General features: G+C 71.1%; 24 protein-coding genes. 16 read left to right on the forward strand and 8 right to left on the reverse strand.

Going from position 1 to position 19156, the window contains the following annotated elements; genetic code table 11:
• Positions 1–101: 101 nt before the first annotated feature.
• On the forward strand, positions 102–716 hold the full coding sequence (locus ACFC1F_RS02740) for a hypothetical protein (RefSeq protein WP_376155146.1): 615 nt from the start codon (positions 102–104) through the stop codon (positions 714–716).
• Positions 717–769: 53 nt separating this feature from the next.
• Entirely contained in the window at positions 770–1381 is a 612-nt protein-coding gene (locus tag ACFC1F_RS02745; protein WP_376155147.1) for a hypothetical protein, read from the forward strand.
• Between the two features lie 102 nt (positions 1382–1483).
• Here ACFC1F_RS02745 and ACFC1F_RS02750 read toward each other — a convergent pair whose 3' ends face one another.
• Positions 1484–2887: an MFS transporter gene (locus tag ACFC1F_RS02750; RefSeq protein WP_376155149.1), complete on the reverse strand. Its 1404-nt coding sequence runs from the start codon at positions 2885–2887 to the stop codon at positions 1484–1486.
• Between the two features lie 141 nt (positions 2888–3028).
• Between ACFC1F_RS02750 and ACFC1F_RS02755 the strand changes: the two genes are divergently transcribed.
• Positions 3029–3940: a helix-turn-helix domain-containing protein gene (locus tag ACFC1F_RS02755; RefSeq protein ID WP_376155151.1), complete on the forward strand. Its 912-nt coding sequence runs from the start codon at positions 3029–3031 to the stop codon at positions 3938–3940.
• A gap of 83 nt (positions 3941–4023) precedes the next feature.
• On the opposite strand, the gene ACFC1F_RS02760 is transcribed toward ACFC1F_RS02755, so the two are convergent.
• The 5 genes from ACFC1F_RS02760 to ACFC1F_RS02780 form a co-directional block, all read right to left on the reverse strand.
• On the reverse strand, positions 4024–5007 hold the full coding sequence (locus tag ACFC1F_RS02760) for an LAETG motif-containing sortase-dependent surface protein (protein ID WP_376155152.1): 984 nt from the start codon (positions 5005–5007) through the stop codon (positions 4024–4026).
• Between the two features lie 272 nt (positions 5008–5279).
• Positions 5280–5603 (reverse strand): hypothetical protein, encoded by a 324-nt coding sequence (locus ACFC1F_RS02765; RefSeq protein ID WP_376155153.1) that lies wholly within the window; start codon positions 5601–5603, stop codon positions 5280–5282.
• Positions 5600–5839, reverse strand: a complete 240-nt coding sequence (locus tag ACFC1F_RS02770) for a hypothetical protein (protein WP_376155155.1) — start codon at positions 5837–5839, stop codon at positions 5600–5602. Before ACFC1F_RS02770 ends, ACFC1F_RS02765 begins: the two co-directional genes overlap by 4 nt.
• On the reverse strand, positions 5827–6084 hold the full coding sequence (locus ACFC1F_RS02775; RefSeq protein WP_376155156.1) for a hypothetical protein: 258 nt from the start codon (positions 6082–6084) through the stop codon (positions 5827–5829). Before ACFC1F_RS02775 ends, ACFC1F_RS02770 begins: the two co-directional genes overlap by 13 nt.
• Positions 6081–6449 (reverse strand): ATP-binding protein, encoded by a 369-nt coding sequence (locus ACFC1F_RS02780; protein WP_148643751.1) that lies wholly within the window; start codon positions 6447–6449, stop codon positions 6081–6083. The genes ACFC1F_RS02775 and ACFC1F_RS02780 overlap by 4 nt, the downstream gene beginning before the upstream one ends.
• Before the next feature lie 335 nt (positions 6450–6784).
• Here ACFC1F_RS02780 and ACFC1F_RS02785 point away from each other — a divergent pair, with 335 nt between their 5' ends.
• The 3 genes from ACFC1F_RS02785 (at position 6785) to ACFC1F_RS02795 (ending at position 8280) form a co-directional block, all read left to right on the forward strand.
• Entirely contained in the window at positions 6785–7648 is an 864-nt protein-coding gene (locus ACFC1F_RS02785) for a helix-turn-helix domain-containing protein (protein WP_376155158.1), read from the forward strand.
• Positions 7641–7844, forward strand: a complete 204-nt coding sequence (locus ACFC1F_RS02790; RefSeq protein ID WP_376155160.1) for a DUF397 domain-containing protein — start codon at positions 7641–7643, stop codon at positions 7842–7844. Before ACFC1F_RS02785 ends, ACFC1F_RS02790 begins: the two co-directional genes overlap by 8 nt.
• 232 nt (positions 7845–8076) lie before the next feature.
• Positions 8077–8280: a DUF397 domain-containing protein gene (locus ACFC1F_RS02795; RefSeq protein ID WP_376155162.1), complete on the forward strand. Its 204-nt coding sequence runs from the start codon at positions 8077–8079 to the stop codon at positions 8278–8280.
• Between the two features lie 90 nt (positions 8281–8370).
• Here ACFC1F_RS02795 and ACFC1F_RS02800 read toward each other — a convergent pair whose 3' ends face one another.
• Positions 8371–9015, reverse strand: coding sequence for a dihydrofolate reductase family protein (locus ACFC1F_RS02800; RefSeq protein ID WP_209415548.1), 645 nt, complete (start codon positions 9013–9015; stop codon positions 8371–8373).
• A 428-nt stretch (positions 9016–9443) separates the two neighbouring features.
• Between ACFC1F_RS02800 and ACFC1F_RS02805 the strand changes: the two genes are divergently transcribed.
• From ACFC1F_RS02805 to ACFC1F_RS02830, 6 genes are all read left to right on the forward strand, one after another.
• On the forward strand, positions 9444–9635 hold the full coding sequence (locus ACFC1F_RS02805; protein ID WP_148644874.1) for a hypothetical protein: 192 nt from the start codon (positions 9444–9446) through the stop codon (positions 9633–9635).
• A complete protein-coding gene (locus ACFC1F_RS02810; RefSeq protein WP_376155164.1) occupies positions 9619–10146 on the forward strand; it encodes a DUF6879 family protein in 528 nt (175 codons plus the stop codon). The genes ACFC1F_RS02805 and ACFC1F_RS02810 overlap by 17 nt, the downstream gene beginning before the upstream one ends.
• Positions 10143–10973 (forward strand): helix-turn-helix domain-containing protein, encoded by an 831-nt coding sequence (locus ACFC1F_RS02815; protein ID WP_376155166.1) that lies wholly within the window; start codon positions 10143–10145, stop codon positions 10971–10973. The genes ACFC1F_RS02810 and ACFC1F_RS02815 overlap by 4 nt, the downstream gene beginning before the upstream one ends.
• A 107-nt stretch (positions 10974–11080) precedes the next feature.
• Entirely contained in the window at positions 11081–11524 is a 444-nt protein-coding gene (locus tag ACFC1F_RS02820) for a glycine-rich domain-containing protein (RefSeq protein WP_376155168.1), read from the forward strand.
• 24 nt (positions 11525–11548) lie between these two features.
• On the forward strand, positions 11549–12436 hold the full coding sequence (locus ACFC1F_RS02825) for a phosphotransferase (protein ID WP_376155170.1): 888 nt from the start codon (positions 11549–11551) through the stop codon (positions 12434–12436).
• Positions 12437–12810: 374 nt separating this feature from the next.
• Positions 12811–13890 (forward strand): LAETG motif-containing sortase-dependent surface protein, encoded by a 1080-nt coding sequence (locus ACFC1F_RS02830; RefSeq protein ID WP_376155171.1) that lies wholly within the window; start codon positions 12811–12813, stop codon positions 13888–13890.
• 100 nt (positions 13891–13990) lie between these two features.
• Here the strand turns inward: ACFC1F_RS02830 and ACFC1F_RS02835 are convergent, their stop codons facing one another.
• Positions 13991–14512: a hypothetical protein gene (locus tag ACFC1F_RS02835; protein WP_376155173.1), complete on the reverse strand. Its 522-nt coding sequence runs from the start codon at positions 14510–14512 to the stop codon at positions 13991–13993.
• A gap of 486 nt (positions 14513–14998) precedes the next feature.
• Here ACFC1F_RS02835 and ACFC1F_RS02840 point away from each other — a divergent pair, with 486 nt between their 5' ends.
• Genes ACFC1F_RS02840 through ACFC1F_RS02855 form a run of 4 tightly spaced genes read left to right on the forward strand, consistent with a single transcriptional unit; the run spans position 14999 to position 19089 of the window.
• On the forward strand, positions 14999–16381 hold the full coding sequence (locus ACFC1F_RS02840) for an efflux RND transporter periplasmic adaptor subunit (protein ID WP_376155175.1): 1383 nt from the start codon (positions 14999–15001) through the stop codon (positions 16379–16381).
• Positions 16378–17196 carry an ABC transporter ATP-binding protein gene (locus ACFC1F_RS02845; RefSeq protein ID WP_209415555.1) on the forward strand — a complete coding sequence of 273 codons (819 nt, stop codon included), beginning with the start codon at positions 16378–16380 and terminating at the stop codon, positions 17194–17196. Before ACFC1F_RS02840 ends, ACFC1F_RS02845 begins: the two co-directional genes overlap by 4 nt.
• Positions 17193–18404: an ABC transporter permease gene (locus ACFC1F_RS02850; protein ID WP_376155177.1), complete on the forward strand. Its 1212-nt coding sequence runs from the start codon at positions 17193–17195 to the stop codon at positions 18402–18404. Before ACFC1F_RS02845 ends, ACFC1F_RS02850 begins: the two co-directional genes overlap by 4 nt.
• Positions 18405–18459: 55 nt before the next feature.
• Positions 18460–19089, forward strand: coding sequence for a hypothetical protein (locus ACFC1F_RS02855; protein ID WP_376155179.1), 630 nt, complete (start codon positions 18460–18462; stop codon positions 19087–19089).
• Positions 19090–19156 lie beyond the last annotated feature (67 nt).

The following is a 19156-nucleotide window of genomic DNA, read 5'->3' on the forward strand; positions in this document are numbered from 1 at the left end:
GGTGATGCTCCAGGGGCGGTGGGGGCTGTTGAGTCGCTAATGTGTGCGACCGTCAGCCCGGGTGGCCGTCCGGCCGCCCGCCAAACGGGGGAACCATCATCATGTCTTCTCGTCATGTTCTTCTGGCCGTCGTCGCCGCTGCCGCCGCCGTCACCCTGACCGCCTGCGGCCCGGACAACCCGGAGCCGGCCACCACCGCCGCCGGGCCCACCCCGGCCAACACCGCCGCGCCCGCGCCGACCGGCGGCGCCACCGCGACCGGCAAGCCCACCGGTGCCGCGCCCGCCACGAGTGCCGCCGCGACCGGCAAGCCCTCCGGCGGGGCGACGGCGGGGCCCGGCCAGGCCGGCGCCGACTGCAAGCCCGGTGAGATGAAGCCGGTCCCGGCCGGACACAAGGTGGTCGTCCTCACCAAGGCCACCACGGCCACGGCGGTGGTCGCCAAGGACGGCGAGTTCACCTGTCAGATGCCCGACCGCGGCTGGTGGCCGAAGGGCGACGACAAGACCTACACCTTCGCGCCCGGCGCCAAGGCGGCGCTGACCACGCTGGACGGCCAGAAGCCGGTCTCGCTGGCCCAGCTGGCCGACCACACCACGCACTGCGTGAACCACGTCAACGATGCGGCCTCCCCGTGCGACCCGGGGACCGACTACGACCTGGCCCTGGACGCCTCCGGCAAGATCACCGCGATCACCGAGGTCCACACCGGGTGACCGTCCGGTCCGCCCCGTCCCCGCTCCCCGACCACTCGCCCCAAGGATCGACCGTGTCCTCTCGCAGAGCCCTCCTGGCCGTCGCCGCCGCTGCCGCCGCCGTCACCCTGACCGCCTGCGGCCCGGGCGACCCGGAGCCGGCCACCACCGCCGCCGGGCCCACCCCGGCCAACACCGCCGCGCCCGCGCCGACCGGCGGCGCCACCGCGACCGGCAAGCCCACCGGTGCCGCGCCCACCTCGCCCGCCGCGAGTTCGGCCGGCAAGCCCACCGACGGCGCGACCGGCGGCTGCCTGCCGCCCGGCATCCCGTCCAACCACCGCATGGTGAACCTGTCCAAGGCGGCCACCGCCACCACCGTCCACGCCAAGGACACCACCTACCTCTGCGGCAAGCCGACGGGCGGCTGGATCGACGCGGGCGAGGAGAAGACCTACACCTTCGCGCCCGGCGCCACCGCCAAGCTGAGCGACCTCAACAACATGCTGCACGCCGTCCCGCTCGCACAGTTCGCGGCGCACACCGACTTCTGCCTCAACCACACGTCGGCCCCCGACACCGAGCCCTGCTACGACCGCGGCACCCACGAGATCGTGCTGGACGGCTCCGGCAGGATCACCAACATCGTCGAGGTGGGTCTCGTGAAGCAGGTCGTCACGCCGTAGCACGGGGTCACGCCGTAGCGCGGGTCACGGCAGACGGAGTGGGAGGTCGGCCGGTCCGACTTCCCACTCCGTCGACTTCCCATCCGTCGCCCTGCGGACGCCTCACCCGCGCCGCAGGAAGAGCGCCGAGGCGAGCGCGGCCAGCACCACCAGGGCGGCGTTGACGGCGACGGCCCAGGTGACGCCGGTGAGCACGGTGCCCCCCGCGGCCGCCGTGGTGGCGACCGCGCTCATCACCGGGGTGCCCAGGGTGATGCCGACCTGCTGGGTCATCGTGGCGACGCCGGTGGCCAGGCCCTGCTCCTCGTCCGGCAGGCCCGAGGTGGCGGTCACCATGAAGCCGACGATCGCCAGCATGTTGCCCACCCCGCCGACGAAGGTCGCCGCCAGCAGCAGGCCGAGCCAGGCCCGGTCGGCCCCGAGCAGGACGAGCGCCGCCGTCGCGGCCGCCTGGACGAGGAAGCCGGCCAGCAGCGCGCCCCGGCTGCCGAGCCCGCCGATCACCCGGGGTGCGAGGACGCCGCCCAGCACCGTGCCCGCGCCCAGCACGCCGAAGGCCAGACCGGTGGCCAGCGCGGAGAAGCCGAGCACCCGCTGGAGGTAGAGGGTCAGCAGGAAGACCAGCGAGGTCTCGGTGGCGAAGGCCAGCAGCCCGGCCGCGTTGCCCCAGACCACCGTGCGCCGCCGCAGCACCCGGACCGGCACCAGCGGGGCGGCGGCGGACCGCTCGACGAACCAGAACGCCGTCAGCAGCAGCGTCGCCAGGGCGAGCGCCCCGAGCGCCAGAGGGTCGCCCCAGCCGTGCTCGCCGGCCGTCGTCAGGCCGTAGACCAGGGCGAGCAGGCCGCCCGTGACGGTGACCGCGCCCGGCACGTCCATCCGGGTCCGCACCTCAGGCCGGCTCTCGGCGATCAGCCGGGGCGCGACCAGCAGCACGGTCAGCGCGACGGGCACGTTGAAGAGGAACGCCCAGCGCCAGCTGAGCAGGTCGGTGAGCAGCCCGCCGAGGACGGCCCCCGAGGTGAAGCCGGCCGACATCAGCGCGCCGTTCAGGCCCAGCGCCCGCTCGCGCAGCGGACCCTCGGGGAAGGCCGTGGTGAGCAGCGCCAGCCCGGCCGGGGTGACGGCGGCGGTGGCCAGCCCCTGGGCGACCCGCGCGGCCAGCAGCAGTTCCGGGCTGGTGGCCAGGCCGCCCGCCAGCGAGGCGACGGCGAGCACGGCCAGGCCGAGCAGGAAGACCCTGCGCCGCCCGACCAGGTCGGCCACCCGTCCGAACAGCAGGGTGAAGCCGGCGGCGAAGAGAGCAAAGGACGTGGCGATCCACTGCAGGCCGCCGAGCGTGAAGCCGAGGCCCTGGCCGATCACCGGCAGGGCGACGTTCAGGATCGAGAAGTCCACGGCCAGCATGAACTGGGCGGCCAGCAGGACGACCAGGACGAGGCGCTGCCGGCTGGTCATGCCGGCCGCCCTCACGGCGGGTGGTGCTTCGGACAGGGTGGCGGTCATGGCTCCGCTGCCTTTCGACGGTGGGGGTTCCTCCGGGTACGGCAGCAGCCTGCGCGGCTTCGCGGGGCCTACCCAGACCCCCGCGAAGGGTGGCACTGACAGGGACAGGCTCGGCGGGGCCCGGCCGTGTTCACTGGACGCATGGACAATCCGGCAGAGCTGAGCGAGTTCCTGCGCACCCGCCGCGCCCGGCTGCAACCCGAGGACGTCGGCCTGACCGCGTACGGGACGAGGCGGCGGGTGCCCGGCCTGCGACGCGAGGAGCTGGCCCAGCTGGCGGGCGTCAGCATCACCTACTACACGCGGCTGGAGCAGGGACAGGGCCGCAACGTCTCCGACGAGGTGCTGGACGCCGTCGCCCGGGCGCTGCGCCTCGACGCCGACGAGCACGCCCACCTGCGGAACCTGGCCCGCCCGGGCCGTCCGGCGAAGGGCCGGGGCGCCGCCGAGCGCTTCGAACGGGCCCGGCCGGCGGTGCGGCAGCTGATCGCGGCGATGACCGACGTCCCGGCGGTGGCGGTCGGGCGGCGCAACGAGGTGCTGGCCTGGAACCCGCTCGGCCACGCCCTGCTGGCCGGGCACCTCGACGCGGCCGCGCCCGAGCGGGCGGCGGACCGGCCGAACCTCTCCCGGCTGCTCTTCCTCGACCCGCGCACCCGGGCGCTGTACCCCCGGTGGGAGACCGAGACCCGGGCGCAGGTGGCGTTCCTGCGGCTGGCCGCCGGGCGCCACCAGGAGGACCGGCAGCTGGCGGAGCTCATCGGCGAGTTGTCGATGAAGAGTGCGGAGTTCGCGGAGCTGTGGTCCCGCCACCCGGTGCACGACTGCCTGTTCGGCCGCAAGGAGTTCCGGCACCCGGTGGTGGGGGAGCTGGCGCTGGACTTCGAGGCGCTGCCGCTGCCGGAGGCGTCCGGACACCGGATGCTGCTCTTCAGCGCCGCCCCCGGCACGGCGTCCGAGGCGGGCCTGCGACTGCTGGCGGCCGGTGCGATGGCGGCCTCCCGGATGGCCGTGGACGGCTGGGAGCCCGCGGGGAGTCCGGTGGGTGACTGATCCGGGTCGGTCCGGGAACGGTGAAGGGGCCCTTCTTCGCACCGCCGTGCGAAGTTGGGCCCCTTCGGGTTCCGTGCGTTCCGTTAGCGCTGGGGACGCATCCGGCGCACGGCGATCAGGGCGCCGGCGCCGAGGGCCACGAGGGCGGCGGCGGTGGCGGCGAGGAAACCGTTGGAGGAGCTGGAGCCGGTGTGGGCGAGCTCGGGGGTGCCGACCGGCGCGGTGGTGGCCGGGGCCGAGGGGGTGGCGGTCGGCGTGGTGGTCGGCGTGGCGGCCGGGGCCTTGGTGGCGGTGGCGGTCGGGGCGGGCGTGGTCGGGGCGGGGGTCTTGTCCTCGACGGGCTTGGCCGGGGCGGGCTTGGTGGTGGGCTTGGCGGTCGGCTTCGCGGTGGTGGTGGGCTTGGTGTCCGGGGTGGTCTGGGCGCGGGTGACGTTGACGGTCTTCATGTCGGTGGCGCCGTTGGCCTCGCCGCCGGGGCGGAAGGCGTCGGTGACGAGCTGGATCTTGGTGACGCCCTTGGGGGTGCTGGGGGCGAGGGAGTAGCGGAACTTGAAGGTGATGGAGGAGCCGTTGTCCAGGCGCTGGCGCTGGGTGAAGTCGGCGTCGACGGTGTTGGAGCAGCCGGGGGCCGAGGCCAGGTCCTTCCAGGTGTTGGTGTAGTCGAGCCACTGGATGTGGACGTCCGAGGTGCGCAGGGCCGCGCCGCTGCCCGGGGTGTGGATGCCGAAGGTGGGCTGCACGCCGTGGGCGTCGATGCCGGTCTTGTTGGTGACCTTGACGGCGACCTCGTTCCACTTGCCGTCCGCGGCGACGCTGGACTTGCCGGAGACGAAGGCGGCGTCGGGGTTGATCTCGGTGACGCCGGGGCCGCTGGCGGCGGCCTGCGGGCCGCCGAGGCGGGTGTCGCCGCAGGCCCAGGAGGACTCGGCGGTGATCAGCTGGACGGAGCCGGCGAGGACGACGGTGGCGGCGAGGGTGGCGAGGCGGCGGCGGCCGGAGGTCGAGCGGACGTTCTTCGCGATCGAGGGCATAACGGACTTGCGCATGACGTGAATCCCCAGGGTCATGGTGCGGATGGTGTGGTGAAGACGGCCGGCTGCCCGCTGTCGTCCAGCGGTAGCTCCCCCCGGCCTTGCGTTTGCCGGTCTCGCTCTCCGTGCCTTCATCCGTATAGACGTGCATCCCCGCCGGGGGTTGCAGGTGGTTTCAAAACTTTTTTCGGAACCTTCCCGAGGGGCCCGGCGGCGGGGTGGGGAGGCCGGTCGTCCGGCGGGTTGCGGCCGGGCCTGGGGACCGGCGAGGCCCCCGCCGGGTGGGCGGGGGCCTTCGCGTGGGCTGCTCAGCCGGGTATGCGGTGCCGGCCGCGGCCGGGGGTGGTGCGGTGCCGGCCGGGGGTGGGGCCGGGGGTGGTGGGTGGTGGGGGGAGTTCGGGGCCGTAGTGGCCGGCCTGGCGGGCGATCCAGGCGTATTCGTGGGTGCCGTCGGGGAGTCTGCGCAGGTCCCAGCGGCCGTGGCGGGTGATCGGGGCCGGGGGCCCGGCGGTGTGGGTCTGGTCGTTGACCTTGAGTGCGGTGACGACGCCGAGGGCGACGGTGGCGATCGCGAGGGCGAGGAGGGCGGCGAACGCCGCACCGACGAGGAAGCTCGCGGTGCCGGTTCTCATCGGCGGATGCCGATGACGCGGTGGCCGAGGTGGGCGGCGAGGGTGTGGAGGAGTTCCTCGGCCTGCTCGCGGGTGAGCGGCAGGGCGAGTTGCTCGCCGGGGGCGGCGTGGACGTCGAGGTCGACGGCGGCGCGCAGCTGCAGGGCCGCGTCGGGGACGCGTTCGATGGCGAGGTAGTGGACGGTGGTGCGCTCGGTGTGGACGGCCTGGCCGGCGCTTGGGGTCAGGACTCCCACGGCTGCTCCCTCCCGGTGTCGGACAGCAGGTGGAGGAGGTTGAGGAGGGTGGCGACGGGGGCGTGGCCGAAGTTGACGAGGATGCGGCCGTCGACGGTGCTGTGGTGGGTGGTGGCGGAGCCCCACTGGATGCCGAACCCGGCGCCGCGTTCGTGGAGTTCGCGCAGCAGGGCGGTGACGTGGGCGTCGGTGTAGTCGTGCATGCGCGGGTCGTCGGGCGAGAGCGGGATGCGGGGGCCGGTCACGCGGCCACCTCCAGCTCGAACCAGACCACCTTGCCGCCGTGCTTGCGCGCCTGGGCGCCGAAGCGGTGGGTGAGCGAGCGGACGAGGTGCAGGCCGCGGCCGGACAGCTCGTAGGGGTCGGCGGGCGTGCGGGGTTCGGGGAGGTCGGGGCTGTCGTCGGCGACGGAGACCCGCAGGGTGCGGTTCAGCAGCAGGACGACGACCAGGGGCGCGGGGCTGCCGCCGTGGCGCCAGGCGTTGACGTACAGCTCGCACAGGGCGAGTTCGGCGTCGTGGATGAGGTCCGGCGGCCAGGACGCGGCGGCGAGCGCGTCCCGCAGCTCGGCGCGGGCGGCGGACCAGTCGGGCGGGTTGAAGGCACACATGAGGAACCTCCGGACGAGGCTGGGTGGAGTGGAGTGAGGCGTTCACCGGCGGAATCGTCGCCGTGAGCCAGGCCAGGACGGGGCTGGTGGATGCCACGCGTGGCTGCTCTGCGGTGCGCGGGCAGCAGGCGCCTACTGCCCTGGAAACAGGCGTTACTGACGATCCATCGGATCGATCTGAGGATGACGATAGCGCACTCCGCCAGAAATTTAAGCCCGATGCGGCAAGGATCCCTCTCTGGTGGGATGCCGCCCCTCGCGAGGCAGCCCGCCCCCAAATGGACCCCCTTACAACAAGCGCGGCACACTGGCCTGAGCGCAGTAGAGAGGACGCCATGGCCCTTCGCCCCAACCCAACCCTTCGTCAACGCCGGATCGGTGCCGAACTGCGAAGGATGCGAGAGCAGGCCGGTTTCGGAGGCAGCCACCTCGCCCGCACGCTCGGGGTGACCCCTGCCCAGGTGACCCAGATGGAGAACGGGAAAACTGGCGTCAGTGTGGAGCGCCTTCGTGCGATTGCGGCAGCCTGCATGTGTGCCAATCAGCCCCTGATCGACGCAATCGCCGACATGATCGGGGAACGAGGGAAGGGTTGGTGGGATGAGTACCGCCCGAGCTTGACCACTGACCTGCTTGACGTGGCCGAGATCGAGGGTCACGCCGAGAGGATCTCCACCTACACGATCACCTTCATTCCCGGACTGCTCCAAACGCCTGCCTATGCAGCTTCGGTGTTCGCTCGTGCGATCCCGCCGCTTCCGCAATCCGAGATCGACCTCAGGATGGCCTTCCGCCTCCAGAGGCAGCACATCGTCCGATCGGGCTCCACGCCCTACACCGCGTTCGTCCATGAAGCTGCACTTCGGATGCAGTTCAGCGGGCCGACAGTCCTTGCCAAGCAGCTCGGAACCCTCATCCACGACTCCGAGAGCCCCGGAATCTCAGTTCGAGTTGTGCCGTTCGACATCGAGTCGCTGCCCGGACCCAGCGAGAACTTCACCTACATCAACGGCCCGGTGCCTGAACTGGACACCGTGCAAATCGACTTCAGCTTCGGCTGTCCGCTCTTCGACGCGCCAGCCCAACTGGCAAGTTATCGCGAGATCCTGGCTCGTATGGAGTCCGTAGCCCTCTCGGAAGAAGACTCCCGAGACTTCATCCGATCTGTCATGAAAGAGATAGAGAACAAACATGGGTAGCCCCGTATGGCAGAAGTCCAGCTACTCCGGCTCAAGCAATGCATGCGTCGAGGTCCGCACACTGCACGGCCTGGTCGAACTCCGCGAGTCCGACGACGGCGACCTCATCCTCCGCACCGCCCCCGGCAGGTTCGCCACGTTCCTCCAGGGCATCAAGGCCGGCGAGTTCGACCACCACGGCGATCTCGCCTCCTGAACCCCGCTGCGGCCCCTCGCGCGGTTCGCGCGAGGGGCCGCAGCACACCATGATCAGTTGCGTTCGCAGTGACTCGCTCCTTGCACGCCCCTAACGAGCCGAGAGCGGCAACCCTCTGCCCCGGTGCAGTGCAGCCGGCAAGGTTCGGTTGGACGTCGGACTCACCGGGGAGACCATGTCTCGTAAGGCTTCCAGGTCTCGGCCATCCGCTACAGCTCCAAGGAAGGCGCTCATGTCTCAGCACACCTGGCAGAAGTCGAGCTTCAGTAGCTCTGGTGGTGACTGCGTCGAGGTGCGTACTGCCAACGGCCTGGTCGAACTCCGCGAGTCCGACGACGGCGACCTCATCCTCCGCACCGCCCCCGGCAGGTTCGCCACGTTCCTCCAGGGCATCAAGGCCGGCGAGTTCGACCACCACGGCGATCGCGCCTCCTGAACCCGGTTGCGGCCCCCTCACGCTTACCGCGTGAGGGGGCCGCAGTGCACCCTGATCAGTCGCCTTGCCAGCCCTTGCCTGGGCCTTGTGTCACTTTCGCCAGAACAGGTGGTGCGTCACGCCGCTCGGGCTGGGCACGACCTCCAGCTGGAACCGGTCGAGCAGCTCGTCGGGTGACTCCCATAGCCGCAGTCCGGTCCCGAGCTTCACCGGCGAGACCGCCACGTGCATGGTGTCGACGAGGTCGGCGTCGAGGAACTGCCGGATGGTGCTGACCCCGCCGCCGAGCCGGACGTCCTTGCCCTGCGCCGCCTCCCGCGCCTGTTCGAGGACCGCGGCCGGGTCGCCGTCGACGAAGTGGAAGGTGGTGTCGGAGAGCGTGAACGAAGGACGCTCGTGGTGGGTCATGACGAACACCGGGGTGCGGAACGGCGGCTCGTCCCCCCACCAGCCGCGCCACTCGTGGTCCTGCCACGGCCCGCGCTGGGGACCGAACTTGTTGCGACCCATGATCTCGGCGCCGATGTTGCGTGCGTAGTCCCGCGTGAAGTGGTCGTCGAGGCCCCGGCTTCCCCCGGGGTCGGTGCGCATGGGCCAGCTCGCCGTGGCGCCCGCCCAGGCGAACAGCCTCTCGGGCCGGATGTGGCCGAAAGGATTCTCCAGGCTCTGGTCCTCGCCGGCACCGATTCCGTCACTGGAGACGTTGAAGTTCTGAACTCTCAGGAGCTGAGCCACGTCGTTCCTCCTGCGTTGTCCTGGCCGGGGAACTCGTCCGCGACCGGCCAGGGATCGGGTGGACGTCCACCTGCATCCAACCGGAGCGGGCGTCACAACTGCCAACCCGACGCACCTTCTCGGCCACCGCTTTCCCTCCGGCCGCAGTCATCGCCGGCGGTTCGGGCAAGGACCGCGGAGGGGCCGCACTGGTGGTGGCCTGGTCGCTCTCCGCGAGGCCGACGACGGTGGCCTCATCGACCACCACGCTGCGAACCCGCGCGCCGAATCGTTCCTGCGGCCCTCGCCGAGTGAGCGGCGTGGCGGTTCATGAACTTCCGAGTACCCGTTCGAAGTTGGGCCGGTTTCCAGAATCGGAAACCTGAACCCCTTGCCCGCGCCCCGGTCGCTTCGGGAGCATCGACAGGAGACCGAGCGAGGAGGCAACAGTGGAGCTGACACGGCTCGTAGGGTCCTGTGATGAGGGTGAGTGCCCGACCCTCTACCTGACGGACCGGGGCACGCTCGCCGTCCAAGGCGAGCGGGTGACAGAGCACGATCTCCGGATTCCGGCTCACGAGACGCTGGTGGAGATTCCCGTCGAGCTCATCCGAAAGGCCGTCCGTGACAACCTCATCTAGGACCCTCGGAGAATGGCTCTCGCAGTTCAGCCGAGAGGCGTTCCGGCTGGAAACGTTGGACGACTACAGCCAGTCCGGCGGAGTGGACGCTTACCGCGCATTCCTTGCGGGTGAGGAGCAGCCGGAGGACTACAGGACCGCCGGCTGGGTCAAGACGGTGGCGGACGCCACGCGAGCCGGGAAGCGCATGTACCGCGTTCACATCCTTTCGCGCCCGCTCACCGACTATCTGCGGTTCGAACTTGCATGGGGATATCACCGGAACATGGCGGCCGGAGAAGAGTTCTTCATCCTCGACACCACCAGCCGGGAGAATCCAACTCCGGAGGCGACGGACTTCTGGCTCTTCGACGACGAGACCGTGGCCGCGATGAGCTACGAGGGCAACGGCAAGTATCTTGGGGCAGACTTCCTCGGCGGCAGCAGGGTCGACGAATTCAGAGCGTGTCGTGACACCGTGATGGCGCATTCCGTGCCGTTCACGGAGTGGTGGGCAGAGTACGGCAAGTGAACAGAAGTCGGCTCGGGACGGCGCTGCGGGAACTGCGACAGACCTCCGGAAAGGAGGCCAAGGTCGTGGCCCGCGGCGCTGTCATGTCCCCGAGCAAGTTGAGCAAGATCGAGACCGGCAAGGTGCCACCAACGGTTGTGGACGTGGAGCGCATCCTCGCGGCAATGGGCGTCTCCGAGGAGGTCAAGGCCGCGTACATGGCCACCGCGCGGGCAGAGGCCACGGAGACGACGGCGTGGCGCTTGATCCGGCGCCTGGGCTACCACCGCAAGCAGCAGCAGATCAAAGCGCTGGACGACTCCACCCGACTGCTTCGCCTGTTCCAGCCTTCCCTCGTCCCCGGGTTGTTGCAGACCCCGGAATACGTGCGGGCCGTGTTCGGGAGAAGAGACCTCACGGAGGAGCAGCTGTCGCGGGCGGTCGCCGCACGCCTCGCAAGGCAGCAATCTCTCTATGACGCCACCAAGACGTTGCAATTCGTCATCACCGAGCCCGTACTCCGATGGCGCCTCGTGCCGCCCGCAATGATGGCCGGACAACTGGACCGCATCACCTCTGTCTCTCGCCTGCCTCACGTGGATATTCGGATCGTTCCGCTGGCTGCACCGCAGGTCGACGTGCCGGCCCACTCCTTCGCCATCCGGGACGATCGCATGGTCACGGTCGAAACCGTCCATGCCGAGGTGATGGTCACTGACCCGCGAGACGTTGAGATTTACGTTCACAAGTTCGATCGATTTGCGGCTGCGGCTTTGGCGGGTGACGAGATGCGGCGCATGGTCGAAGGTGTGCGAGACGAGTTCTTGCGGGAACAGGAAAGCCGCTAGCGGCTGGGGAAAGACGACCCTAATTTGGGACTCGCCCGACGGAGAGGGCCGTACACGCCGACCGCACAGAGCGGTGGCCGGTCCGACCCCGATCAAGGAGAGCCACTGTGACCACTGCGAGCGCAGAACGGATCAGCGGATCGTCGTTGCTCGACAGCGACACCTTCGAGTGCATTGCCGCCCGGCTCGTGAAGGACGGCGAAACCCCGGACATGGCCCGGCGGATCCTGGACCAGGCCTTGGCGTTCCTCGCCACCGCTGTCCGCCACCGCGACGTGAGGCTGTCGCCCTCCAAGCAGGTGGACAAGGGCTGGCACAAACTGATCGAGGACACCGTCCTCTACTTCGGCCTGTGCGAAACCCTCGGCGTCGAGTACATCCACCACGTCCCCACCGACGGCGAGGACGACAAGCACGCCAGGCCGGACACCATCAGCTACATCGAGGCGGCCCACTTCGTCGTGGACCGCGAGCTTTGGCCGAACCTGGCCGACTGCACCCAGTGCCATGCCGGATGCACGGACAGCCCCAACTCCGGTGGCAAGAAGTAGTACCGGCGCTCCCAGGAGGCTGAGGTGAAGCGGAGGCTGAAGTGGCACGAGCTACCCGAGGCGGTACGACGTGCCGTGGCCGACCGGGCGGGCGCACCCCTGGCCGTGGACGACGTTCCTTTCGGGCTCTCCAGCCACTTCGCCGCCGTGCTGCACTGCCCGGACGGCCAAAGGGTGTTCTGCAAGGGCATGGAGGACAGCCGTGACGCTCGTCTGCAGTGTCGAGTCGAGGCGGCCGCCAACCCGCATGTGACGTTCACTTCTCCTGCGTTGATGTGGGAGGTGAGCGCGTCGGGGTGGCAACTGCTCGGCTTCGAGTACGTGAGTGGCCGCGTCGCCGACCTCTCTCCGGGATCGCCCGATCTGCCGGCAGTGGCCCGGACGCTGTCGGATGCTGCCGACCGGCTCACCCCTGTGCCCGAGGTCGGCACGCTGTCGCTGTCGAAGCGGTGGGAGCGGTTCGCGGCCTGGGACCGGTTGGCGACCCAAGGTGGCCTCGATCCGTGGGCGGCCGACCGGCTGGACCAGCTGGTCCTCTGGGAGAAGCGCGGCCCCCGGGCGGTCGCGGGTGACACCCTCGCTCACTGCGACCTGTCGAAGTACAACCTGCTGGTGGACGACGGGCACCGATTGCACGTTGTCGACTGGGCGCGCGCCGGTCGGGCAGCAAGCTGGGTCGATACCGCGTTCATGGTGATGCGGCTGATCGGCGAGGGACACACCCCCACCTCGGCCGAGCGGTGGGCGCGCACGGTGGGCGTATGGGAGGAGGTCGGCGAGGAGGACATCGTCGCGTTCGCTGTGGCCACCGCTGGGATCCGCGCCGTGAGGGCGTCACGCTCCGATGCACCCCCGCACCTGGCCAGGCTCGCGAACCACGCCCTCTCCTGGTGCCGTCACCTGCTGGACTAGGCAAGCCTGGTGGTTCCGGTGGCCCCTCGCTCCGTGCGAGGAGCCACCGGCTGTCTCTGTGGACCTCCACCGACCTTGACTTCAATTCGACTTCTGCCACCAGGACCTCCGCGGAGTAGGAAGTCGGCGGGTCCGACTTCCTACTCCCAGGCAGCGACGGGCACAACCGAGGTTCGAGTCGTGCGGCGATGCCTGCGCCAGGCCGCCCCGGGGGCGGCGGCTGCCGTGGCGCCTTCGTGTGATCTGGCTATCAACTGACCTATCGTCTACAACCAATCGGCGTCCGGACGGTCTAACCGACGTCCAACCGGTTCACTCTGGCCCCACCGGTCAGAGAGGGAACCTTCCTTCACTCGGAAAGAGCGAAAACGCTGATGAACCTCCGCCGTGTCTGGGCGTCGGCCGCGACCGCGGTGGTCCTGGGGTCGGTCGCGCTGGCGACCGCTCCGGCCGCCTCCGCGACCGCGACCACCGGCCCCACCGCCACGTCCAGCGCGAGCCCCTCCGCCTCGGCCACGTCCGCCGCCCCGGCCTCGCCGGCCGCGTCGGGCTCGCCCTCGGCCGCCGCACCCACCGGATCGGCCTCGCCGTCCGCCTCCGCCTCCGCCTCCGCGACCAAGCCGCCCAAGGGCACCCCCTCCGCGGGCGCCTCCACCGGCTCGGCCTCGCCGTCCGCCGGGCCGTCCACGCCGACCTCCGGCGCGACGCCGTCGGACCTCAAGACCGCCTTCCCCAGCGAGTGCAAGAACTGGCCCGTCGCCGACAAGCGGCCGATCGACACCTCGCTGCCCGGCCTGCCCTCCAAGCTCGAAGCCGGTTCCGGCTGGCACGAGTTCACCTACCGCGCGAGCAACACCACGTCCCAGACCCTCATCCAGGTCGACCTGGACCTGCACATGGGCACCGACGGCCTCGCGGTCAAGGACGTCAGCGAGCTGCTGGTCACCGTCGAGTGGTACGACTCCGCCGCCAAGCAGTGGAAGAACGCCTACCGCTACGACGAGTGGGGCTTCTTCGCGACCGCCCGCACCATCAAGGCCGGCGAGTACGTCGAGGCCAAGATGCGGATCAAGGCCGACGCCAAGGCCCCCACCGCCAACGGCTTCTTCCTCACCAGCGGTTACTCGCTCAGCGAGAACGGCGACTGCGACTTCGGCCACGTGAACCTCTTCAAGTTCACCGTCAACGCCGCCGGCACCCCGGCCGGGAAGCCGGAGGACGCCAAGCCCACCCCGGTGACCCCCGCGGACGCGGCGGCCCTGCCGGGTGTCACCAAGGCCGGCAAGGACGTCCCGCGCAACGAGCGGACCCAGCTCCCGGTCGCCGGGCGGCTCGCCGAGACCGGGTCGTCCTCCGCGACGCCGGTGATCGCGGGCGTGGGCGCGGCCACGCTGCTGGCCGGCACCGCCGCCGTCGTGCTGCTCCGCCGCCGCAAGGGCGGCGCTGCGGCCTAGCGTGGGCGGGGCGGTGGACGCCGGCCGGACGGTCGGGCGTCCACCGCCCCCGGGCTGTGCGGCGAGGCGCCGTGCGAGGCGCACCTGCCGGGCCGGTCGTTCACGCGGGGGTTCGGCCCAGGAACCCCGTCAGCTGCTGGCCCACGTGGAAGTCCTGCATGTGGATCCTGCAACTCTTCGTTTCGGACACGGCCTTGATCGCATCGCAGTAGGCGTTCAGCTCCAGCGCTCCGGCCTCGGGGAGGCCCGTGACGCCGAAGTAGATGGTCAGGCCGTTGATGCCGCCACCCGTCACGCGTTCGTTGAACCGCCTCAGTCGCAGTCGATCCGTGGGCGGTCGGGCCGGCTCCTTGACGACCCACTGGCCGCCCTCCCAGACCGACCATTCACCGACGGTCGCGTTGCCGTCGGCAGCGCCCGGGGCCAGCTTCACGCCCGCCGTCAGGATCTCGACGTAGAGCGAGACCTCTTCGAAGTACGTGGTGCTCCAGTGGTCGGGCGCAACGACGTCGATGTACATCTCCACGGTGTCGGGGTGGACGGTGGGGTGTCTGAGCCCGGTGGTTCCGATGAACAGGATCTCGGACTCGCAGGTGGACGGCTCTTTGGTGTACGTGGCCATGAACGGCTCCCTTCGGTACCCCGGGTACCGGTAGGCGTTCCGGGGTCTCCCGCAGAGAAAGCCGGACCGGACGGAGATCGGGTGGCAAGGGATGAGCGGTCCGGCCTCGGGCGCATTCACGAGATGCACGGTCACTGCGGCACGTTTCATGGAAGCACCGGTCCGACCCGGCTGCCAGTCGGGTCGGACCGGTGCGGACCGGGGCGGGTCGGGTCGGGTCGGACCGGGCTGGGTCGCCGCGCCGGCGCCGGTGCCGCCCGTCCGCGGACACCACCCCCGAGGTCTCGTGACGCACGCCCCGGCTGCTCCCGGATGGCTGGGGGTGGCTGGGAGTCTGCTGGGAGTCCGGTCAACGGACGGCCAGCGGCACGCCAAGCCGACTGTGTGAGCAGGGTGGATCATCCCGGGATGCCCGGATTCGGCCGGTCAGCGTTCTCCCAGCGCGCGCCCAGGACTCCGCAAGAGCGCCCCTGGAAGCTGTCTGCCATGAAGGTCCTCCCGCGACGGCGTGGTGCCGTCCTCCTGAACTCCGCGCTCGGCGTGGCCCTGGTGGGCGCCGCGGCTCTGGCGTACACCACGTTGGACAGCGGTACCGAGAAGTCGTCCGGAAAGGCCCAGGTCCGGACCGCGACCGTGGCCAAGGGCACGGTCCTGGCCACCGTGTCCGGAACGGGCACCCTGGCCTCGCCCACCGACGCGGCCCAGGACTTCACCACGGGCGGGAAGCTCACCGCCGTCAAGGTCGCGGTGGGCGACAGCGTCAAGAAGGGGCAGGTTCTGGCGACCGTCGACACCACGACCGCCCAGCAGCAGGTGGACGCCGCCCAGTCCGCACTGAACACGGCGAACGCCAACCTCACCAAGGCCCAGGCCGGGGTCACCACCACGACGACCCAGCAGATCCCGGCGACCGCGCAGCCGTCCAGCGGTGGCGGCGGCGCGGGCGGTGGGGAACGCGGAGCGGGCGCGAGCAGTGCGCCCGCTCCGCAGACCACCACCATCACCACCACCAAGGTGGACGACGCCGCGGTGGCCCAGGCCCAGCAGCAGGTGGCCACCGCGCAGACCAACCTCTCCAACGCCCAGGCGGCGCTGGCCGGGACGACGCTCACCGCCTCGGTGGACGGTACGGTCGCGTCCATCTCGGGCAAGGCCGGCGACACCGTGGGCGGGGGGACCTCAACCACCTCGGGAAGCGCCAAGTCCACCGGCAGCACCACGACTTCGGCCGCCCCGAGCGGCTTCATCGTGCTGACCAACCCGACCGGGATGCAGGTCAGCGCCAACTTCTCCGAGCTGGACTCGCTCAAGCTGAAGAAGGGCGAGGCGGCCACCGTCACCCTGAACGCGCAGTCCGACACCAAGCTCAACGCCACCGTGCTGTCGGTCAGTTCGCTCCCGGCGAGCAGCGGCGGGAGCGGCGGCGCGGCCGCCGTCCAGTACGCGGCGACGCTGCAGATCACCGGGGACACCAGCAAGCTGCGGACCGGGCTCAGCGCGACCGTCTCGGTGGTCACCGGCGAGGCCGACAACGCCCTCTCGCTGCCCACCGCGGCGCTGGCCGGCACCGGCAGCAGCCGGACCGCGACCGTGGTGCACCCGGACGGGACGACCGAGCGGGTCGATGTCGGCGTGGGCGTCGAGGGCGACACCACCGTGCAGGTGGTCTCCGGTCTGAAGGAGGGCGACAAGGTCGAACTCGCCACCACCAGCGGCACCAACGGCTTCCCGAACGGCTCCTTCCCGGGCGCGAACGGCGGCCAGGGCGGCCGGGGCGGCGGAGCGGGCGGCGCCGGTGTGGCCGGGATCGGCGGCGCCGCCGGCGGTGCCGGTGGCGGCGGCGCGGGCCGAGGCGGTAACCGCGGATGAGGCGCCACGTCATCGACAACCGGGTGCCCTCCGCACCACCACCGGTCATCCAGATCCGCAGCCTGACCAAGTCCTACGGACACGGCGACGCCACCGTGCACGCGCTGCGCGGCCCGTCCGACCCGGCCACCGGGGAGCCGCTGGGCGTCGGCCTGGACATCGAGCAGGGCGACTTCGTCGCGGTGATGGGCAGTTCGGGCTCCGGCAAGTCCACCCTGATGAACATCCTGGGCTGCCTGGACGTCCCGACCTCGGGCCGCTACCTGCTGGACGGCATCGACGTCGGACACCTGGACGAGCAGCAGCTCTCCCTGGTCCGCAACCGCAAGATCGGCTTCATCTTCCAGTCCTTCAACCTCGTCCCCCGCACCACCGCGCTCGCCCAGGTCGAGCTGCCGCTCGCCTACGCGGGCGTGCGGGCCGCCGAACGGCGCCGCCGGGCGCTGGCCGCGCTGTCGCTGGTCGGCCTGGCCGAGCGTGCCGGGCACCGGCCCAACGAGCTCTCCGGCGGTCAGCAGCAGCGCGTCGCGGTGGCCCGGGCCCTGGTCACCGCCCCGGCGATGCTGCTCGCCGACGAGCCCACCGGAAACCTGGACAGCCGCTCGACCGAGGAGGTGCTGGCGATCATCGACGGCCTCAACGCGACCGGCCGCACGGTCGTGCTGATCACCCACGAGGACGAGGTCGCGCTGCACGCCAAGCGGGTGCTCCGGCTGGTCGACGGCGCGATCATCAGCGACGTCCGGCAGGCCCCGGTGGAGGGGCCGCCGCCCGCCCTGCGCGCCGCGTCCGAAGCCCGGGGGGTGCTCGCGTGATCCTCTGGCAGATGCTCCGCTTCGCCGTCGGCGGCCTGGCGGCCAACAAGGTGCGCTCCGCCCTGACCATGCTCGGGGTGCTGATCGGCGTCGCGTCGGTGATCCTGCTGCTCGCGGTCGGCAACGGCTCCTCGGAGGCGGTCAAGGAGTCGATCACCTCGCTCGGCACCAACTCGCTGACGGTCAGCTCCGGCGCGTCCTTCGGCGGCTCGCGCACCGCGTCCACCACGAAGAAGCTCACGGTCGCCGACGCCAAGGCGCTGGCGAGCGACACCGAGGCGACCGCGATCAAGTCCGTCGCGCCGGTGGTCACGACCAGCGGCACCGCGCTGTACGGGGACATCTCGTACAGCCCGGGCTCGATCGTCGGCACCTACCCGGCGTACTTCGAGACGGCCAACCAGAAGATCGGCCACGGCGAGTACTTCTCCAACGACGACGTGCTCGGCTCCCGGAAGGTCGCCGTGCTCGGCGCCACCACCGCCAAGCAGCTGTTCGCCACCGCCGACCCGGTCGGCAAGCAGATCACCGTCGGCGGCACCCCGCTCACCGTGGTCGGCGTGCTCCAGGCCAAGGGCGGCACCGGCTTCACCGACCCGGACGACGTGGTGATCGCCCCGCTGCCGACCGTGCAGAACGCCTTCACCGGCTTCGGCTCGGTCAACCAGATCCTGGTGCAGGCCACCTCCGCGGACACCACCACCGAGGCGCAGTCCGAGATCACCCGGGTGCTGCTCGGCACCCACGCGATCGCCGACCCGAGCAAGGCGGACTTCCGGATCAGCAACCAGGCCTCGCTGCTCACCGCCCGCGAGTCCACCACGAAGACCTTCACGGTGCTGCTGGGCGCGGTGGCCGCGATCTCGCTGCTGGTCGGCGGGATCGGCATCACCAACATCATGCTGGTCACCGTCACCGAGCGGACCAGGGAGATCGGCATCCGCAAGGCGCTCGGCGCGCCGCGCGGGGTGATCCTCGGGCAGTTCCTCACCGAGTCCACCCTGCTCTCGGTGATCGGCGCCGGGCTCGGCGTGCTGACCGGGATCGCCGGCTCCCACTTCAGCATCGTCGGCATCAAGCCGGTGGTGATCCCCGAATCGGTGCTCGGTGCGTTCGGCATCGCCGTCGCCATCGGGCTGTTCTTCGGCAGTTACCCCGCCAACCGGGCCGCCTCGCTGCGCCCGATCGACGCCCTCCGGCACGAGTGACCACGCGCAGCCCGTACGCAGCCCACGAGCAGCCCACGAGTAGGACGAGACACCCATGAGCAACGAGAACGAGCCGCGCACCCCGGCCGAGCAGGTCACCCTGCTCTCCACCGCGCCGGACGCCCGGGACGTCACCGCGGAACTGGCCGCGCCCCCGCGCCGCAAGCTGCCCTGGCTGAGCCTCGCCCTGGGGGGTGCGGTGATCGCCACGGCCGCCTTCGCGGGCGGTGTCTGGTACGAGAAGGACAACGGCTCCGGCGGGTCCGGCCGGGCGGTCGCCGCCGGCGGCCAGCAGCAGCGTGGGCCCGGCGCGGCCCCCGGCCAGAACGGCAACCGCCGCAACGGCCAGGGCGGCCAGGGCGGCCAGGGCGCGGGCCAGGGCGGTCCGGGCGGCGGCGGCCAGGGCGGCTTCACCCGCGGCACGGTCAAGGCCGTCGACGGCACCACGGTCTACCTCACCGACGCCAACGGCAACACCGTCAAGGTGACCACCGGCGACGCCACCAAGGTGCAGCTCAACAAGGAGGGCAAGGTCACCGACCTCCAGCCCGGCCAGAGCGTCACCGTGATGGGCACGCCGGACGCGAACGGCGGCTACAACGCCACCCAGCTCGTCGAGGGCGCCTCCGGCTTCGGCGGGGCGGGCGGCTTCGGCGGCGGGAACCGAGGCCCGTCCGGCGGCTGACCCCGCAGCCTCCGGACGTTTCGCGAGGCCCTCGCCCCTGGTGGGCGGGGGCCTTCGCGCGTCTGCG

This window comes from Kitasatospora sp. NPDC056181 (assembly GCF_042266225.1).
Taxonomy (GTDB): domain Bacteria; phylum Actinomycetota; class Actinomycetes; order Streptomycetales; family Streptomycetaceae; genus Kitasatospora.

Excerpts from the sequence above, each read along its gene's own strand:
- ACFC1F_RS02740 (WP_376155146.1), top strand. The coding sequence starts at position 102 with ATGTCTTCTCGTCATGTTCTTCTGGCCGTCGTCGCCGCTGCCGCCGCC.
- ACFC1F_RS02750 (WP_376155149.1), bottom strand. The coding sequence starts at position 2,887 with ATGACCGCCACCCTGTCCGAAGCACCACCCGCCGTGAGGGCGGCCGGC.
- ACFC1F_RS02755 (WP_376155151.1), top strand. The coding sequence starts at position 3,029 with ATGGACAATCCGGCAGAGCTGAGCGAGTTCCTGCGCACCCGCCGCGCC.
- ACFC1F_RS02760 (WP_376155152.1), bottom strand. The coding sequence starts at position 5,007 with ATGACCCTGGGGATTCACGTCATGCGCAAGTCCGTTATGCCCTCGATC.
- ACFC1F_RS02765 (WP_376155153.1), bottom strand. The coding sequence starts at position 5,603 with ATGAGAACCGGCACCGCGAGCTTCCTCGTCGGTGCGGCGTTCGCCGCC.
- ACFC1F_RS02780 (WP_148643751.1), bottom strand. The coding sequence starts at position 6,449 with ATGTGTGCCTTCAACCCGCCCGACTGGTCCGCCGCCCGCGCCGAGCTG.
- ACFC1F_RS02785 (WP_376155158.1), top strand. The coding sequence starts at position 6,785 with ATGGCCCTTCGCCCCAACCCAACCCTTCGTCAACGCCGGATCGGTGCC.
- ACFC1F_RS02790 (WP_376155160.1), top strand. The coding sequence starts at position 7,641 with ATGGGTAGCCCCGTATGGCAGAAGTCCAGCTACTCCGGCTCAAGCAAT.
- ACFC1F_RS02795 (WP_376155162.1), top strand. The coding sequence starts at position 8,077 with ATGTCTCAGCACACCTGGCAGAAGTCGAGCTTCAGTAGCTCTGGTGGT.
- ACFC1F_RS02830 (WP_376155171.1), top strand. The coding sequence starts at position 12,811 with ATGAACCTCCGCCGTGTCTGGGCGTCGGCCGCGACCGCGGTGGTCCTG.
- ACFC1F_RS02835 (WP_376155173.1), bottom strand. The coding sequence starts at position 14,512 with ATGGCCACGTACACCAAAGAGCCGTCCACCTGCGAGTCCGAGATCCTG.
- ACFC1F_RS02840 (WP_376155175.1), top strand. The coding sequence starts at position 14,999 with ATGAAGGTCCTCCCGCGACGGCGTGGTGCCGTCCTCCTGAACTCCGCG.
- ACFC1F_RS02845 (WP_209415555.1), top strand. The coding sequence starts at position 16,378 with ATGAGGCGCCACGTCATCGACAACCGGGTGCCCTCCGCACCACCACCG.
- ACFC1F_RS02855 (WP_376155179.1), top strand. The coding sequence starts at position 18,460 with ATGAGCAACGAGAACGAGCCGCGCACCCCGGCCGAGCAGGTCACCCTG.